The following is a 15,252-nucleotide window of genomic DNA, read 5'->3' as shown; positions in this document are numbered from 1 at the left end:
TCCCCACAGTTGGAGGCAACCGCAAATGATGCGGCTGCCTCTTTTTGATGCCCAAAATCAGGAAAGGAGACCCACAGCCTATGAAAAAACCTGCAAGATTCCTCTCGCTCCTCATGGCGGTGATGATGCTTGTCGGTTCCGCCGTCCCGGCCTACGCTTTTGAAGGGCTCGGCGAAATCAGCAACATCACCGATTATGGGGAGGATACCCCCGTTGTTACCGAGGATGATGAGGATCTTCCCACTTTGGAAGAAGAACCCCGTGAGGAGGAGCCTCCCTCCTCCGAGCCCCAGCCCGATGTTTCGGTGCCTCCGGTGGTGGATACCGGGGAACCGCCGGAAGATTCTGAAGGAGAATCCCTGCAGGGGGATGCCGATGCTCCCCTCCCCACCGAGCCCACCGTGGGTGCTTCCGGTCTGGACCCTCCGGACAGCTTTTCCTTTGAAGCTGTCCGCAGCGGTTCGGCCTCTGCCTCTGGAATGCGGAAAGCCAGAGCCAACCCCGGCAGCACCACCATCTACATGGAGAAGATCAGCGGCCTGAGCCATCTCTATCCCTTCAGCGGCGGCACTACCTACAGCGCCTACAAGATGTACACCGCGGATGGTCGCGCCGCCTTCTGCGTGGAACCGGCGCGATTCAATTCGACCAATGGTACTGTTGTTACCGGCAGCCTCAGCTACAGTGCTTTGAGCAGCACCCAGCAGAAGGAGATCGCCAAAGCCATCGCCGCCAGCGGCGGATACTCCAACGGTGATAAATATTTTGCTGCCCAGGCCATCATCTGGGAGATCTGCTATGGCCAGACACCCCGTTCCGGCAGCGTCTACAAAGCGGTGATCGCCGCCAACTCCGGCCGGCTGGGCAGCTACTATGAGCAGATCCGCGCCGACATGGAATCTATGGGCGAGATCCCCAGCTTTATGAGCCCCGACCCCAATAACCCCACCATCCATGAGATGACCGATAACGGTGGAAGCTGGAACATCGACCTTGAGAACACCAACTCCAGCGTGACTCTTAACGCCTCGGATTTTACCAGCCGGGCGCCTTTCGACTTCTCGGTCAGCGGGGACACCCTAACGGTGGAATCGGACAGCGAGCCGGACCAGGACGCCTATATGGAATGGCACAGCGGCAGCGGGGAATCCGGCCTTATCTTCTGGAACAGCAGCCAACAGACCAAGGCCAGCTTTGACGAGACACAGGGGATTCCCGCCGATGGCTATATGGCCTTCACCAACAACTTTATCCCCAATCCTCCCGACACCCCGGAGACGCCCCCGGAGGAGCCCGGTCTGGGATACCTGACCATCGTGAAATATGATGGGGATACCAACCTTCCACTGGGCGGAGCCATCTTCAAGGTGGAGTGTGACGGGTATATCAACGATGCGGTGGATGTGCCCTACGGCGGCAAAACCATTGTCATCCCCATCCCGGAGGGGCAGACCCAGGTGGATGTTACTGTCACCGAGGTCACCGCTCCTTCCGGCTATGTGAAGGACAGCACGCCCAAGACGGTCACGGTGACGGCCAACGAAACAGTCAACATCGTGGAGGTTGGCTTTGTCAACTACCCCGAAGCCTGCTCCCTGGAGATTTACAAGTACGAAACCGGCAATAAGGGCGTTGCTTTGGAAGGCGCTTCCTTCCGTATCCGCTACGCCGACCCCAATGTTTCGGCCCAGACCTGGACCGAAACCACCGATGGCAGCGGCAAAATTCACATCGACCTGCCCGCGGCGGGCGCCCTCATCGTGGAGGAGCTTTCCGCTCCGGCCGGGTATGTGATGAACACCAAGACCAGCTATGATGTCACGGTGGCCAAAGGCGAACAGAAGACCATCGACATCCCCAACGATAAGAAGACCCAGCTGGTGGCCATCAAAAAGGATGCCCAGTCCGGCCAGCTGCTGGCGGGGGCATCTATCCGGGCGACCCTGCTGCGCTCCAACACCCCGCCCTACGAGGGGGGCCAGTCCTACACCGAGACCACCGGGCCGGACGGCCGGGCAGTGTTCACCAACCTCATCCCCGGCGAGTACCGGGTGGAGGAGATCGCCCCGCCCCAATTTTACATGGGGACTACCACCGTCCACACCGTCAACATTCTGGATGGGAACACCGAAACGGTGACGGTGGAATTTCGCAATGAGCCCTGGACCGGTCTGATGATCCGCAAGGTAGATAAGACCAATGCTAAGGGCCTGCCGGGGGCCATCTTCAAGCTGTACAAGGGCTCGGAGGAGGACCCAAAAGCCTACCTGGGTGATTGGGAGTCCGGCGAGAACGGCAGCGTGACCATCCAGAAGCTGGAACCCGGTTACTATACCATCGTGGAATCCCAGGCCCCCTATGGGTACCTGCTGGACCAGGAGCATCATGTCCAGACCATTGAGATCAAGCCGGAGGCGGTCAACAGGAATATCACTGTGGTATTCCAGAACCTCCCCAAGCCGAAGCTCCTGATCGAGAAGATCGACAAGGTGACGGGGCTGCGCCTGCCTGGGGCGGTGTTCCATGTCTCCCGCCGGGGCAGTGAGGAGTATATGGAGGTGCGAACCGGCAGCGATGGCACCGTGCTGCTGGAAAACCTGGAGGACGATTGGTACACCGTCACCGAGGTGCGGTCCCCCTCCGGCTATGTGCTGGACAGCCGGCACTACGATGTGGAGATGATCCCCGGCAAGACGGTACCCCTTATCATCAATAACCTCCAGCAGCCCGACCTGCTGCTCCGCAAGGTGGACGAGCAGACCGGCTCCGGCGTCCCCGGCGCAGTGCTGCGGATCACCAAGGACGGCGCGAAGGAGTACAAGGATGTGACCACCGGAGCAGACGGCACCTATCTGGTAAAGGACCTGGAGCCCGGCTGGTATATTGTGGAGGAGATCAAAGCGCCTGATGGCTACCTCCTCAACGATGAGCCCCAGTATATCGAGCTGATCGCCGGGCAGGACTCGGAACTGATCATCAAGAACCGGCACAAGCCCTCTTTGGAGATCCTCAAGATCGATTCGGTCACCAAGCAGCCCCTGGAGGGGGTCTCCTTCCAGGTACAGATCAAGAACGGCAAGACCCTGGGCGAGTACCGCACCGACGCTGCTGGGCGGATCTACCTGGAGAACATCGACCCGGAGCTGTATGTCGTCACCGAGGTAAAGGCGCCGGATGGCTACATCATGCTCACCGGCAGCAAGGAGGCGCTGGTGGAGTGGGGCAAGACCACCACCCTCCAGTTTGAGAACCAGCCCCGCAATCCCATCCTGGTCAAGAAGGTGGATACCAAGACCGGAGAACCGCTGGCGGGTGCCAAATTCCGGGTGGAAAAATCTAGCGGCGAGCGGATGGGCGATTTCGTCACCAATTCGGCGGGCTTCTTTGTGACCCCTGACCTGGAGGCGGGGACCTATACCGTTTATGAGACCGCGGCCCCGGCCGGGTACATCCTGGACAAGACCCCGCAGACTGCGGTGCTGAGGCCCAATGGCACAACCACTCTGGAGTTTTCCAATAAGCCGCTGGCCGGCCTTCAGATCAAGAAGGTGGACGCGGTCACCGGCCTGCCCATGAAGGGCGTGGAGTTCAAGATCACCAAGCTGAACAGCGAGCCGGTGGGCATCTATGTCACCGATGACGCCGGGCTTATCTTCGTCCCCGATATGAAGGAGGGCTGGTATGTCGTCACCGAGACCCGGACGCTGGACGGCTACAAGCTGGACAACGCCCTCCGGAATGTGGAGGTGGCTTCGGATAAGCTGAACCTGGTGGAATACCGTAACCAGCCCTATCCCCACCTGCAGCTGGTGAAGATCGATGCCGAGACCAAGGCGCCCATCGAGGGGGTCAGGTTCAAAGTGTCCGACCGTCTGGGCCGGGAGTTGGGGACCTTCTCCACCAACAAGCTGGGCCAGATCCATCTAACCGGCATGGAGCAGGGGACCTACTATGTCCAGGAGGTGGAGGCAAAACCCGGCTATGTGCTGGACAGCACGGTCCAGGAGGTCTCCCTCCTCTGGGGCAAGACCACCAAATCAATATTTACAAGGACAAAATGCTGGGGGCTCGCCTGTTCGGGGCCTCGGTGCTGTACAGTGCCGCGCCCATCCCCCGTGAGGATGTGCCCCAGGGCTGGTACTGTTACGACCTGCGTGGTACAGCCCGGCATCCGGACGAACCCCACGCGCTGGTGGATCTGGCGGAGGAAAACCATGCCGGCTCGATCCTCTCCTGTCTGCCGCTGAAAAAAGCCCGTTCCCAGTTCCGGCTGGTCAGGGATATGTTCCAGATGACCGGTACAAATCCCTGCTTGGCGGAGTTCTGTGCTGAGGAAAAGATCCGCTGCCCTGAAACGCCTGTCCGCCATCAGCTGTGCCCCGCATCTCCCGAGGATGCGGGGCTTTTTTATGCTCAGACGCCGGAGAAGGATGAGGAGCTGGGGGCCATCGGCCATGTCCGCATCGACTTCGGACACAACGGACGCGGGGGCTTCTACCATACCTGGTGGCCCAGAGGCCCCGAGGAGCTGAACACCCAGGAGTTCCGGGATGAGCTGGACAAGGTGGTGAACGATCTTCGCAAGGGCGTCCTGAAAGACCTCCCCTCCATGCGGCGGTACTGCTATGGCAGTAAGGGCGCCATTGCCGGCGGCTCCTGCTGCCAGAACTACGGCTTCACGCTGGAGACAGGACGGTATCTCTACCGTCTGCGGTGCAATCCCATAGAGGGCGACTACCAGTGCTACCTCAGTTGTTTCGATAAACAGGCTCAGCAGATGGGACTGACGGAACAGGGGCGCCAGTCGCTCCAAAACGCCGCTGATCCCACACTCCCCCATAGCTATGAGTGGTATGTGATCGAACACATCAACACGCCTGAGCGGCAAGTGACCCACCAGCTCCCGCTGGAGGAGGCCATACAGTTATACGCCGGTCTTGACTGCGAGGACAAGCGGCTGGGGGTCACCAAGGACGGCATCGCCGCGGTGGATCTGGCCATCCATTGGGATGGCCGGGAGTGGCTGTCAGAAGACCGGCTGAGGATGGACGAATTCAAGGATGACCCGGTGACGGCGGAGGCTGCCGCCCGTCTCCGGCAGGTACTGGACGAAAGCCCGGCTGTCGGGCGGGTCACCTTCGCCAGCGGGGAACGGTGGAACTATACTGACCCGGAGAAATATCTCCAGGCCGTCCGTGAGGAGCTGCCCTGCCATGCCGCCACCGGCTTCCGCTGTGAAACCCTGACGGATAACCCGGAAGTCCGCAAGGCCGTGGACGATATGCTCTGCGGCCTGTATGGGGAGGAGAATCCCCGCCAGATCGAGGACTACGGTGGTACCGGCATGACGATGGGGGGAATCACCTGATGAAAGACCTTGTTCAATGTACGGTTTCCCGTGATGATTTCCAACGCTGGCTGTACTGGGGAAAGACGCCTTTAACAATATACAAGGGCGAGGAGGCTGTCACGATGCTCCTCAAAATTGAAAAGAGGCCTGTTGACTATCTATACCAAACCGCCGTTGAGGCAGACGGAAGTATTTCCTGGAGAAATGGTCTGACGTTCTGCGGCGTACATGATATTGGAAAAAAGACACTGTATCTGTCAGAAAGCCTTACAACGATTCTCATAGACGGACAGGTCCCGTTTGCGTCCAAGACCATCCCCTCTGTGGTGGATGAGATATGCGGCAGAATCAACCAGTGCGTGGAGGAAACTATCGCCAACGACCGGAACAACCTGTCTGTCCAAGAGGTCACCAGCTGGCAGGCGGCGCGGGAGCTGAAAGAATACCTGGAGGATGGCGCGCACAGGGAAGCCATTGATTGGTTCTTTCGCGGCAGCGAGCCAGATGGACAGTTTCACAGTGGCTACACCTTGGGCAATTTGCCGGAGGCCACTTTTATGGCCTGGCTCCAGAATCCGGAGGGCCTCATTCAAACAGAGGCGGATCAGCATATTAAAATCAACCAAGAGAAATTCCTCCTGCAATTTCTGAAAAACGATGCTCTGGTGGCGGAATATCAGGCGATAGTACAAAATACTGACAGCCCCCTCCACCGGGTCAAGGCGATATCAGAGGCCATCAAAACCAGCGGCGCCAAGACGGTGACCGTTACTGTCCAGAAAAATGGAGAAGAACTGTCTTTCAGGACAGGAACTACTCCGTTAAGAGGACGCTACAACTCCTACAGCACCAGCCATATTGCCGCCGCTGACCGTCAGGAGTTCGAGCGGCTGTTTGGCCGCGGCGCCAATTACTGTGCGGAGGACATCACCAGAATTACCTACGGAAAAAAGACGCTCTATGAGACGCCGCCTATCCAGGCTGAGGATATGGCGGAACGTATTGAAATGGGAGGAATGCAGCTTGGATAACAGAGAACAGACATCGCCGGCCCAGGGCGAAAACACCCGCGGCTATACCGTCGATGAACTTCTCGCTCAGATGGAGCCGCAGTATCAGGCATATAAAAACACGATGCGCCAGTGCATCGCTGGCCTGACGGAACACGCCGCCCGGCTTGCCGCACAGGGTCAGGAAGAACAGCTGCCCACATTCCGCAGACTGCTCACAGATATGGCTGAGTTCTGGGGATTGGCTGAGGATGACACACCCAAGGGATACCGGGAGATGGTGGAGCAAATCGGCAGTACATTCGATCAGGCGGTATCCGCCGCCAGAGACTCCGGCGGCGCACCTGAGCTGAGTGCGCAGACAAAAACAGATATCCTGAATGGACTGCGGCTGTATGCTGAGGAGATGATGGACTGTGGCGGTCTGGAGCGGTGGATCGCTGAGTGCGATGCGCTCTCATCCGAGCTGCAAAGGGACTGGAGAATGGAAGCATCCTCTCCTCAGCCGCTGCAGGCCGGTATGGAAATGAGCAAGTCCGATTTCTGGGAGCTGATTGCCGGGGCAAAGAAAGAATGCGGTCAGAATATGGGCTCATCCATCAATTGGCTGACCAGTCAGCTCATTGCCCGCGGCCCCCAGCAGACACAGGACTTCACCCATATCATGGACGGATACATGAGTTTATCATATCAGTATGGACTGTGGACCGCTGCCTCTCTGATGTGTGAAAACGGCTGCTCAGACGACGGCTTCATCGACTTCCGGGCATGGCTCATCGCCCAGGGCGAGGAGGTCTACATGGCGGCGTTGGCTGATCCGGACTCTCTGGCAGATGTGGAAGCCTATGGAGGCTGCCAGTTTGAGGAATTACTCTACACTGGAAACGAAACGATGAAGCATTTGACCAGCAAGGACGCCTATGAAAACACGGACCCGGACGCATACAAAGCACTGGTAGCGGAGTTAAAAAAAGGTATTACCTATGGAGAAGGCGTCGACTATCCCTACGAATGGGATGAGGTTGAGGAGTATCTTCCCCGCCTGTGTGAGAAGTATTTGGAACCGTGCGCTGTGGAGTTCCATCTGAAGTCTCATCACACAATTTGGTTCTCCGACTGTCCGGACATTCAAAAGGCGCGTGAGGGCGGGCCCCCGCAGAGGAACGGGCCGCAAACTGATATAAAAATGGAGGGAATGTAAATGGACCGGATACCAAAAGAATGGCTGGATTTTCTGCGGGAACAGTTTCCAGTGGGCAGCCGGATCAAGCTCCGCGAGATGAAAGACGACCCCCACCCGGTGGAGCCAGGGAGCATGGGGACGCTGAAGGGCATCGACGACGCCGGCCACTTTCTGGTGAACTGGGACAGTGGCCGCAGCCTGAACCTGGTGCTGGGGGCGGACAGCTTCTCTGTCCTGCCCCCGCCCCTCCAGACGCTGAAGCTGTACGCCCCCATGACCGCGGAACTCTTTGAACCCGATGAATACGGCGGAATGGATGAGGATGGTACTCCTTTGGACGGGCGGGATCTTCGCCACTATGCGGACAGCATCCTGGCCGCCCTGATCCGGGAACGGATGCCGGAAGAAGCGGAGCGCGGCATTATGCACTGGTACGGCAAAGATGATGCCGTGGATCGCAAGGTCCGCTCTGCTCTCTTCACTACAGAGGAACGGGAAGGCCGGCTCTGGGCGGTAGTGGAGTGCAAGGCAGCAGAAGCGCTGACCCCTGTGGAACTGGACACTTTGACTGATTATCTGAGCGGGCAGATGTCTGATGGCTGGGGCGAGGGCTTTGAGCAGCGTGATATTGGCATCGGAGATGGCTGTGAGCTGTATGTCCACCTGTGGCAGAGCAAGAACTGGAGCATCATGCCGGAGCAGGACCGCTTCGATCCCCACTTCTCTGAGCGGCTCCCGGATATGTGCTTCTCTGTCCTGCCGGAGGATGACTCCCTGATCTGCATTACCAGAGGCGCCGGCTATCAGGTGTCGGAGAACAGCAGTGAGAAACCCGGTCTGAACCGGCACATAGCGGACTACCGCAATCAATGCCGCGGAATCAGCAAGGCTCAAGAGCAGGCCATGCTGGGCGGCTGCCTGCGTGGCTGGGACTCCCCCGCCGCTGATCCCAGGCACTACATCCAGGAACAGGCGCTGATGAAAAAAGCGGCTTCTGAACAGAAGTTGGCGGAGGGACTGCCGGAACTGTGCTTTTCCGTCCTGCCCAGCACTGGGGCGCTCATCTGTATCAAACGGGGCGAGAGCGGCTATTACCCCTCGGACTGGGATACCGGCGTCCCCGCCCAGAACCGGGAGCTGGCGGACTACAACAACCAGCGTCTCGGCGTCACCGGCGCCCAGCGGCTGGCAATGGAGGCCGGGTCTATGCATGGCTGGGACTGCCCTGCCGCTGATCCCAGGACCTATGAGCAGACCCTCCAGTCCCCCACCGATATGGAGGCTGGAGCGCCGATGGGAGGGATGACTCTTGGATAAGGTATTCCATATCCGCACATTCAGCAGCCCCAACGGAGCCTATCAGGAAGTGGAGTTGGATCTGCCAGCCACGGATTACGAACTTCTCGACGCGATGGAACAGCTCCGGCTGGAGGACGGAAAGCACCCGTATCTGGAGTTCCATGCTGTCGAGGGATACGACTACTTGAACGAGTGCATTCAGGAGACAGACATCTTCCCGCTCAATGCCCTGGCCAAGCGGCTGGCAGAGCTGGACACGCGAGGTATGGCTGTCTTCGAGGGGCTGGTCTGCATGGATATTCAGAAAGGCGTGGAAACGATCCCCATTGGCAGCCTGATCGACTACGCCTACAGCGGGGAATGCTGCCATGTGTTGGAGGATGCCGTGACCGATGAGGAACTGGGCAGGTTCCTTGTGGAGAACGGGTTTATCCCGGAAACAGACGCTATTCCGGACGCCACGCTTGAACTGCTGGACTACGCGCAGATTGGGAAGAACCATCGGGAGGCGGAGGGCAGTACATTTACCGGCTTCGGCTATGTGGAGCGGCACAGCGAACCGCGTCAGGTTTACAAAACCCTGGATCTCACGCCGAAAAAACCCGCGTACACCATCCTGGCTGAGACATATGACGGAAACCGGGTGGAGTTCCCATACCCGGCCAACGCTCCCATGGGGACGGAGCCGGTGCGCTGTGTGGACTGCACCGCGCCGTCACTCATCGGTCTGACCAGTGGAATGGAAACTGTGGACCTGCTGGCCCGCAGACTGGCAGGGCTGGAGCCGAAGGCCCTGACCGCTTACAAGGCCCTGCTGGAAGCCACAGATTGCAAGGACATCCTGAGCGCCGGGGCGCTCATGGACTCGCTGGACAACTACGTCTTCTCCCCCCAGTACAGCTCCCCCATCGAAGTGGCGAAGGGGGAGCTTTCTCTTATCCTCTGTGAGCCGGACGCGGCGACACTCGCCCCACACCTGAATCTATACCAGTACGGACAGGCGCTGATCGAAAAGTGCGGCGGCGTTCTGACTCCCTATGGCCTGATCGAGCGTTCGGACGGACAGCCGGTCCAGGGTATGGAAGAAAGCCCCCAACAGGGCGGAATGGAGATGAAGTGATGATGAATGATTTCAAAGAATTCCTGGAACTGCCCGGTACGCCCCAGGAACAGGAGTGGTTGAAGGAGCAGCTGGAGACGTTAAGCGTCCGGGAGAGCTACGCCCTCGCCGCCGTCTCGATGGGGTATCCACCCGAAAAGGCGGCTGACGCCATCAAGAGTATTTTGAGCCTGCCCGACTGCACGCTCCATCCGGCTGGGAGCTATGAGGATTTGGGCAAGTACAGCCAGAAAGGAGCGGCCAGCCTGCCGGAGGACGTCCTGCCCTATGTGGATTTTGATCACATCGGGCAGGAGTTTGAGGATGAGCACCCCGGACTGTTCATCGGAGGCTATTATGTGGAATATCCGAAAAAGGCAGCAGAACCAGCTTACTCCGGAAAGAACGCGTTTTTGCCGGAGGACAGCGATTGGAGCGTCAAGCTGAAGCTGGCCTCCCCTGCGGTCCCCGAGGGCGTGTGGCTCCGTCTGCCGGGATATGACGGCAAAATGGCGGAGGACGCGGACGAGGTCGTGCTGGCACTGGACGAGCTGCGGGTCAAGTCTCTGGAGGACTGCACTCTGCTGGAAGCCCGGTGTATTCTCCCCGAGGCCGGAGACCTTACGAAGCAGTATTCCAGCATTACCGATCTGGTTCGGGATGGGGATAATCTCGGCTATGTTCTGGCTGAGCAGGGTCAGGGCAAAGCGCACTGGCTGGACAAGTTTGCCGCCGCTTTGGAGTATGAAGACTGCCGTACCCTGAAATTTGCCCTGGACATCGCGCAGAACCTCCACTGCTACGAGTGGGTACCCCGTGACGGTGTAAAGGAATTTGCCGCAAACAACTTGCGCACCTATCATGTACCGGAGGAGCTGATCCGGTCCGGTAATATTGATCTGGACGCCTATGCGGAAGATCTGCTGGAGAGTTCCGGATACATGGAGGCCGGCAGTGAAACCGGCTATCTGACACGCAACGGCAAGGAATTTGTCCGTGATTTTACTGCCCCGGCCCAGCAGGATGTGCTGAAAGCCGTCCCCATGCTGGAGAAGATGTCCAGCCAGGCCGCCCCGGAGGATGCTGCCGCAGCCAGAGCCGCCATTGCGGAGGCTCTGGCCGGGCGCGGCGAATGCGGCCTCCGGCAGCTCCAGGCGGCGATGGAATCGGAGGACTGTGCCAGTCTGGAGGAGGCGGTGGAGATCGCCGACCGCCTGGACAGCTATGAGTTCGTAGAGATCGGCAGCTTCCGGGAGAAGGCAGAGAAAGAACTGCTGGAGAAGGGCCTGGACAAAAAGGTGATCGACCGCTGCGTCGACTTCACCGCCTACGCCGCCCTGACCCACGAGTTCGAGAGCATCTACACATCCGGCAGCACCGGACTGTACGTCCACGGGAATGAGGCCATGTCCCCGCCTGAGCAGGGCATGACCATGCAGTGAAAGGAAGAGGTAAATTGTTACTGATCGAGCCTGGAAAGCCCCGTGTGCGGCATTTTATCATGGGGCACATGCGAAACCCCGGATCGCCGCTCTCAAGAAAACTCCAGTCCTGTCCCGCGCTGGCCTGTATTGCCGGAAATATCCCGCCGAAAAAACTCAAGGGCTGGAACTTTTCAGATGAGTTCTATCACGCGCGGTTCAAGGAGATACGGCTTTGTCTGCACGGACTCATCGGACATGGGGCCTGTCTCGCCGCTCATGGCAGCGGTGAACAACTCCCTGCCCTGCGGGATTTCATCTGCGGTCTTGCGGCGTTTTGGCCTGACCCCTTCGAAGAGGACGATGATCCAGTGGTGCGGGAAGAACACTATGGCGCCCTCTTTGATGATGCGGTGTCCGCCGCCCAAAACGGAGTCGATGTGCCGGAACTGAGTGAGGGCAGGAAAGAAAATATTATTATCGGGCTGGAGAACTATATCATTGACTTGGCAGGCCAGTTCTCCGAAATCAATCAGGAGGCGTTGGACAGTGGGCTTGGAGCCTGTGAGTCCATCGTGGCGGGTTTCCAGGAGATGTGGACCGATCCTGTCCACACCCGGAGAGTGGAAACCATACAAACGCCCAGCCAGGTACTCACCTGAGCAGGGCATGACCATGCAGTGACTGGACCGCCAGAGGAAAGGAGTGGTGTTCCATGGGCACAGCCCATGCCAGACAGTTCATTCAATAACGAATCAGCATCAAGGGGCCGTTTTACCGAAAGGGACAAGCGGCTCCTTCGTCGTCGCAAGCTCCATATCCCTCGCTTCCGGGCGAGGCCCGAAAGCTCGCTCATTCCGTTGCTTCTCCTCTCCCCACGGGACCCGCTTCGCTGGGCTCCCGTGGGGTTCCCGCTTGTGCTCTTTTTCGGAAAAACGGCCCCGGAAAGGAGGAATCATGGAGGATAAACAGCTGGCCGAATATCTGCGGCAGTACCATCTGGGCGAGGGCAGCGCCGCTACCAGCCGGGAACTGGAGCGGACCTTCTCCGTCCGGGGCAAGGAACTGCGGGACGCGGTCAACCGGCTCCGGCGCAGGGGCATCCCCATCGCCAGCAGCTCCAACGGCTACTTTTATACCGCCGCGGAGCAGGAGGTACGCGCCACCATTGCCCACATGACCCACCGGATCAGCGGCATCGCCGCCGCCATCCGGGGCCTGAACCAGTCGTTGGAGAAGTTCGACACCGCCCAGCTCCGCATCCCGGGAGGTGACAGCCCTTGAACAGCTTCATGAGCTGGGTCGGCGGCAAAAAGGCGCTGCGGGAGGAGGTGGTGCAGAGGTTCCCTCTGTACTATGAACGTTACATTGAGATCTTCGGGGGCGGCGGCTGGGTGTTGTTCCACAAGCCCCCCGGCAGGGATTTTGAGGTCTACAACGACTTCAACAGCCTTCTTGCCAACCTGTACCGCTGTGTCCGGGACAAGCCGGATCTGCTGATGAACGCCCTGAAATATGTTCTCAATTCCCGTGAGGACTTTGACCGGGTGCGGCTGGCCCTGCGCCGCCAGCGCACCACCGACGTCCAGCGGGCGGCGTGGTTCTATCAGATCATCCGCTACAGCTACGCCTCCGCCCTCACCAGCTACGGCAGCCAGCCCCATGACATGCGGGCCAATTTCCTTCTCATCGAGCAGGCCCACCGGCGTCTGAAGGACGTGGTGGTGGAGAACAAAGATTTTGAGAAGCTCATCCGGCAGTACGACCGCCCGGTGAGCCTTTTTTATTGCGACCCGCCCTACCATGCCACCGAGGGGTACTACCAGAACATCGGGGAGGACGGATTTACAGAAAAAGACCACATCCGCCTGCGGGACGCCCTTCTGTCCATTGAGGGGAAGTTCCTGCTCTCCTACAATGACGACGCCTTTGTCCGGGAGCTGTACGACGCTCCCGGCATCCAGATCGAGGCGGTGACCCGGCTGAACAACATCAAGCAGCGGTACGACCCCAACTGCCAGTTTGCCGAGGTGTTCATCGCCAACTATGACATGACCGTGCGGCAGCGTGCCGCCACACAGCTGAACCTGTTTGATTTCGGACAGGAAATTTAATCAGAAATCGGAGGAATATCACATGAAATTCATCAAAGAGATCACACCCAAGGGTCTCCTGCTTCCAGTGACCGCCGCACGGCTGGCCGGGTTCAACGCCGGCGACAAGGTGGAGTACCACACCCTGGATGGGGCCATGCTGGTGCTGAAAGGGCGGATGAGCGCCCCGGAGCTGCTGGCCGTTGTCCAACAGCTCACGAGCACGTCGGCCCAGCTGCTCCACTACCTGTCGGAGGTCTGCGGCCCCTGTGAGGACTGTGATAAGGACAGCTGCCCCTACAATGACTTCGAGGAGGAAATCGTTCAGGTGAACGAGTATCTGCGGGAGGCCGCCGGCATCCCCGATGGGGCCAAGCTGTGCGCCGAGGTGGACGAGGAGGCCCACACCATTACGGTTCTGGCGGCGGAACACCGCTATGACCTGCGGGACCTTCCGGCGGATCTGCTGGAGACCTTCATGGTGGTGGGCGCCTGCCTGGGCAGGCTGGAGGAGCATCTGATCGCGGAGGATACCGTCTATGGCGGCTGATTTTCCCTATCTGTACCCCTACTCCCGCGCCGACGCCCGCCGTCTGAGGCAGACGCAGATGCACGAGGACAGCTTTCGGGTGAATGTGGACTGCGCCAGAGCCATCGAGCAGGCTGTCCGGGATCATTTCAACGCGGCGGACGAGTCGCTGGCCGAGGGCTGCGCCCAGTCTGTGCTGGAACAGTTCGGCTTTAAGCATGTAAACTTCGTTCTCGCCAACTCCCTGCAGGAGTTCCGCGAGTCGGCCTGCAAGCATCTGGTCAGCGATGAGACCTACCAGTGGGGCAGGATAACCTTTGTTCCCCAGGACAGCAAATATAACCGCTGCTACGCGGTGGATACCGCCGCGGGACTGCTGGAGTCGTTCATCGGACAGGCCAGGGACGCATACCAGGCGCTGGGGCTGTTCGGCCTGGAACACTGTGCCGGTAACCCGCTGGAGCAGGACTACAAGGGCAAAGTGCTGGTGATGTGTCCCGACACGCTCCGGGAGAGCTGCTGGGACCCCCGCAATATGCTCTGGCTGGCGGAAGGCGGCTTTGGCTGTTCTCCCCACGCCAGAGGTCAGGCGGTCTACGCCACCTGCCTGAGCGACGGCGAAAAGACCCGCTGGAACCGCTCCGACTTCGCTGGCGTTCTGGATGAGCAGTATCTGCCGGACTGGGCGCGGGAGAAGCTGGAGGAACTTCGCGGTGTCCAGCAGGAACAGGACATCGGCCACTCCATGGACGGCATGACTATGGAGTGATCCCATTATATCAAAAATTCTTACATTTTAAGGAGGAACCGACAATGAAACAGGCCCCTACCCCGGCCCCCGCTCCCCAGCGAGAGGCCCTCCCCATGCAGGTGGATGTGAAGATCCACTCCCTCCACGCCAGCGGCCCCGTCCTGGCCGACGCCTCCGTCAATCTGAACGGATGCTTCGCCATCCGGGGCATCAAGGTCGTGGACGGCAGCAATGGCCCCTTCGTCTCCCTGCCCAGCTACAAGGGCAGGGACGGCTACAAGGACATCTGCTTCCCCTGCACCAAGGAGTTCCACCAGCAGTTCCACCAGGCGGTGCTGGACGCCTACCAGCAGACGCTGACCCAGATTCCCCTGCGGCAGCAGGAGAGTCAGGAGGCCCCGCCTGCCCCGGAAATGAAAATGTAAGAAGCTGTATTCATAAGCGTTTAAGCAAGGTATGGAAATGAGAAATTTTGACGATAGTCTCAGCAGATGAGACGGATATCTCATAATCTTTA

General features: G+C 59.1%; 12 protein-coding genes and 1 pseudogene. All 13 read left to right on the top strand.

Translation table 11 applies throughout. From position 1 onward, the window contains the following. Window positions 1–47: 47 nt before the first annotated feature. Window positions 48–4,001, top strand: a pseudogene (locus C814_RS22600) (SpaA isopeptide-forming pilin-related protein); the annotation flags it as partial. 56 nt (window positions 4,002–4,057) lie between these two features. Beyond that, complete coding sequence (locus tag C814_RS24695) at window positions 4,058–5,368, top strand: LPD28 domain-containing protein (RefSeq protein WP_022788575.1); 1,311 nt, start codon at window positions 4,058–4,060, stop codon at window positions 5,366–5,368. Next, on the top strand, window positions 5,368–6,381 hold the full coding sequence (locus C814_RS19750; RefSeq protein WP_022788574.1) for a hypothetical protein: 1,014 nt from the start codon (window positions 5,368–5,370) through the stop codon (window positions 6,379–6,381). The genes C814_RS24695 and C814_RS19750 overlap by 1 nt, the downstream gene beginning before the upstream one ends. Then, the gene (locus C814_RS22590) at window positions 6,374–7,561 is read left to right on the top strand and encodes a DUF4240 domain-containing protein (RefSeq protein ID WP_016317220.1); all 1,188 of its coding nucleotides are present in this window, start codon (window positions 6,374–6,376) and stop codon (window positions 7,559–7,561) included. Before C814_RS19750 ends, C814_RS22590 begins: the two co-directional genes overlap by 8 nt. Next, on the top strand, window positions 7,562–8,860 hold the full coding sequence (locus C814_RS19745; RefSeq protein ID WP_016317219.1) for a DUF4314 domain-containing protein: 1,299 nt from the start codon (window positions 7,562–7,564) through the stop codon (window positions 8,858–8,860). It abuts the gene before it with no gap. Next, the gene (locus tag C814_RS19740; protein ID WP_016317218.1) at window positions 8,853–9,962 is read left to right on the top strand and encodes an antirestriction protein ArdA; all 1,110 of its coding nucleotides are present in this window, start codon (window positions 8,853–8,855) and stop codon (window positions 9,960–9,962) included. Before C814_RS19745 ends, C814_RS19740 begins: the two co-directional genes overlap by 8 nt. Then, window positions 9,962–11,383: a hypothetical protein gene (locus tag C814_RS0105640; RefSeq protein WP_016317217.1), complete on the top strand. Its 1,422-nt coding sequence runs from the start codon at window positions 9,962–9,964 to the stop codon at window positions 11,381–11,383. The genes C814_RS19740 and C814_RS0105640 overlap by 1 nt, the downstream gene beginning before the upstream one ends. Before the next feature lie 14 nt (window positions 11,384–11,397). Further along, window positions 11,398–12,024 (top strand): hypothetical protein, encoded by a 627-nt coding sequence (locus C814_RS19735; RefSeq protein WP_016317216.1) that lies wholly within the window; start codon window positions 11,398–11,400, stop codon window positions 12,022–12,024. A gap of 295 nt (window positions 12,025–12,319) precedes the next feature. After that, window positions 12,320–12,646: a hypothetical protein gene (locus C814_RS19730; RefSeq protein WP_016317215.1), complete on the top strand. Its 327-nt coding sequence runs from the start codon at window positions 12,320–12,322 to the stop codon at window positions 12,644–12,646. 8 nt (window positions 12,647–12,654) lie between these two features. Then, window positions 12,655–13,476 carry a DNA adenine methylase gene (locus C814_RS19725; protein ID WP_031219931.1) on the top strand — a complete coding sequence of 274 codons (822 nt, stop codon included), beginning with the start codon at window positions 12,655–12,657 and terminating at the stop codon, window positions 13,474–13,476. Between the two features lie 22 nt (window positions 13,477–13,498). Next, window positions 13,499–14,005 (top strand): hypothetical protein, encoded by a 507-nt coding sequence (locus C814_RS19720; RefSeq protein WP_016317213.1) that lies wholly within the window; start codon window positions 13,499–13,501, stop codon window positions 14,003–14,005. Continuing rightward, window positions 13,995–14,753, top strand: a complete 759-nt coding sequence (locus tag C814_RS19715) for a DUF3849 domain-containing protein (RefSeq protein ID WP_016317212.1) — start codon at window positions 13,995–13,997, stop codon at window positions 14,751–14,753. Before C814_RS19720 ends, C814_RS19715 begins: the two co-directional genes overlap by 11 nt. 44 nt (window positions 14,754–14,797) lie before the next feature. Further along, window positions 14,798–15,160: a SpoVG family protein gene (locus C814_RS19710; RefSeq protein WP_016317211.1), complete on the top strand. Its 363-nt coding sequence runs from the start codon at window positions 14,798–14,800 to the stop codon at window positions 15,158–15,160. Window positions 15,161–15,252 lie beyond the last annotated feature (92 nt).

It is taken from the genome of Anaerotruncus sp. G3(2012) (assembly GCF_000403395.2).
GTDB lineage: Bacteria > Bacillota > Clostridia > Oscillospirales > Ruminococcaceae > Anaerotruncus.
The sequence above is the reverse complement of the archived record's forward strand: the minus strand, read 5'-3'. Positions and strand labels throughout refer to the sequence as shown.